The organism is Shewanella sp. SG41-4, assembly GCF_014164505.1.
In the GTDB taxonomy this organism is placed as follows: domain Bacteria; phylum Pseudomonadota; class Gammaproteobacteria; order Enterobacterales; family Shewanellaceae; genus Shewanella.
In genome coordinates this window covers 1-452 of sequence record NZ_JACJFI010000754.1, presented here as the reverse complement: position 1 = coordinate 452, position 452 = coordinate 1, and the positions used below count along the sequence as shown (strand labels likewise).

The window sequence follows — 452 nt, the reverse complement described above, 5'->3', positions numbered from 1 at the left end:
GTCACTCAAGACATGCTCGACAACGGCTTTGACGTTGAAGTGCCTGTCACTGCAGGCGCAACTGATGTTGATGTGACCGCGCAAGTGATTGATATCGCCGGTAACCCATCTGCGACTGCTACCGACAACCAGCCTGTGGACAATGTTGCCGCACCTGCACCAATCGTTGAATTCAGCGGCATGGGCAGCGATGGCGTGTTCAACAGCGATGAGATCGGTACTGACGGCACTGTGACCGCCACCGTGACGCTAGCGACTGGCACTCAAGTCGGCGACACCTTGATTGTCACTGACGGCAATGGCAACACCCTATTTAACGGCCCTGTCACTCAAGACATGCTCGACAACGGCTTTGACGTTGAAGTGCCTGTCACTGCAGGCGCAACTGATGTTGATGTGACCGCGCAAGTGATTGATATCGCCGGTAACCCATCTGCGACTGCTACCGACAA

General features: G+C 55.1%; 1 protein-coding gene. It reads left to right on the top strand.

From position 1 onward, the window contains the following. A partial coding sequence (locus H5202_RS23685) for a hypothetical protein (RefSeq protein ID WP_182774158.1) occupies positions 1-452 on the top strand: 452 nt, incomplete at both ends.